The organism is Streptomyces sp. SID14478 (genome assembly GCF_010548525.1).
In the GTDB taxonomy this organism is placed as follows: Bacteria; Actinomycetota; Actinomycetes; order Streptomycetales; family Streptomycetaceae; genus Streptomyces.
The window spans coordinates 1-1,479 of record NZ_JAAGMG010000965.1 but is presented as its reverse complement, the minus strand read 5'-3'; the positions used below and the strand labels follow the sequence as shown (position 1 = coordinate 1,479).

General features: G+C 74.8%; 1 protein-coding gene and 1 pseudogene. Both read right to left on the bottom strand.

What is annotated here, in order from left to right; genetic code table 11:
- Positions 1-885: pseudogene (locus tag G3I40_RS31125) on the bottom strand (transcriptional regulator); the annotation flags it as partial.
- A 109-nt stretch (positions 886-994) separates the two neighbouring features.
- On the bottom strand, positions 995-1,479 hold a 485-nt coding region (locus tag G3I40_RS31120; protein ID WP_203645102.1), incomplete at its 5' end, for a helix-turn-helix domain-containing protein.

The window sequence follows — 1,479 nt, the reverse complement described above, 5'->3', positions numbered from 1 at the left end:
GACGACCGGCTTGCGCGCCCGCGCGGCGCGGGCCAGGACGCGGGCGGCGACCCGCGGGTCCGGCGGCTTCGACACCAGCAGGATCAGCGCGCAGCCGGGGTCGGCGTCGAGCAGCTCGAACGCGTCGAGCGTGGTGCGCCCGCCGATCTCCGCGCTCAGGTCCCGGCCCCCGGTGCCGATCATCTGCCGCACGCCTTCACCCGCTGCGTCGAGGAGGCAGGAGACCTGTTGAAGTCCCGTGCCGGACGCGCCGATCAGGCCGATCCGGCCGGGCCGCAGGGCGTTGGCGAAGCCGAGGGGGACGCCGTCGACGAGGGCGGTGCCGCAGTCGGGGCCCATGGCGAGCAGGCCGAGGCGGTGGGCCTCCTGCTTGAGGCGGATCTCCTGGTCGAGGGGCACGTTGTCGCTGAACACGAAGGCGTGTTGGCCGCAGCGCAGCGCCTTGAGCGCCTCGGCGGCCGCGTAGGGGCCGGGGGTCGAGACGAGGGCGAGACCGGTGGCGGGGTCGGTCTCGGTCAGTGCGCGGGGCGCCGGGGCGCCGCTCTCCGCGCCGGCAGCGGCGTCCTTGGCCGGCTGTTCGAGCAGCCCGTCGAAGGCCGCGACGGCGCGCTCCAGGGCGTCGGCGTCACCGCGCAGGGCGATGAGCAGGTCGGCGGGGCGGGCGGATTCGCCGTCGGCGGTGAGCAGTCGGGCGTCGGCGAGGAGACGGAGGTTGGGTGCGGTGGCCATGACGAGGCTCGCCGTCTCGACGCCGGGCAGCGAGGACAGCTGACGGGCGGTGCGCATCAGGGCGACGGAGTCGGCGTACGCGTCCCGCCGGACCACGTTCAACGTGCTTACTTCTGGGGGAAGTTGTCCGGTGGCGGTGTGCGGGGTTCGCTCCATGCACCGACGGTACGGCCGCCTCCCCGCGGGGGTCTTCGGCGACCGGTGCCAGTGCGCGAGCGGTGATCATCGGCAGCCGGTGACAATGACCCGGGCGGGCACGGCCCTCTCAGCCGGCGCGGGCGCGCAGCAGCCGGTGCGCGTGGACGGCGAGTTCCGTCTGCAGGCGGCGCATGGGGTCCTTGTCGGGGGCGCCGGTGAGCCGCTCGATCTGCTTGAGGCGGTAGCGCAGGGTGTTGTAGTGGACGTGGAGCTCCTCGGCGGCCTCCACGCCGTTGCGGTCGTGGCGCAGGTACACGGCGAGGCTGTGGACGAGGCTGCCGTCGTGGCGGGTGTCGTAGCGCAGCAGCGGGCCGAGGGCGTCGTCGACGAGGGCCCGCAGTTCGGGCGCGGGCAGTTGGTCGAGCAGCCGGTAGATGCCGCTCTCCTCGTGCAGGCGCACGAACGACCGTGCGGCACCGTCGAGTTCACGGCCCAGGGCGAGCGCGCCGAGCGCCTCGCTGTGGCTGAGGTGGAGTTCGGCGAAGTCGGCGCGGACGGTGCCCGCGCCGACGGCGACCGTGTTGCCGGGGCAGGCGGCGGCGACCGCGCGGC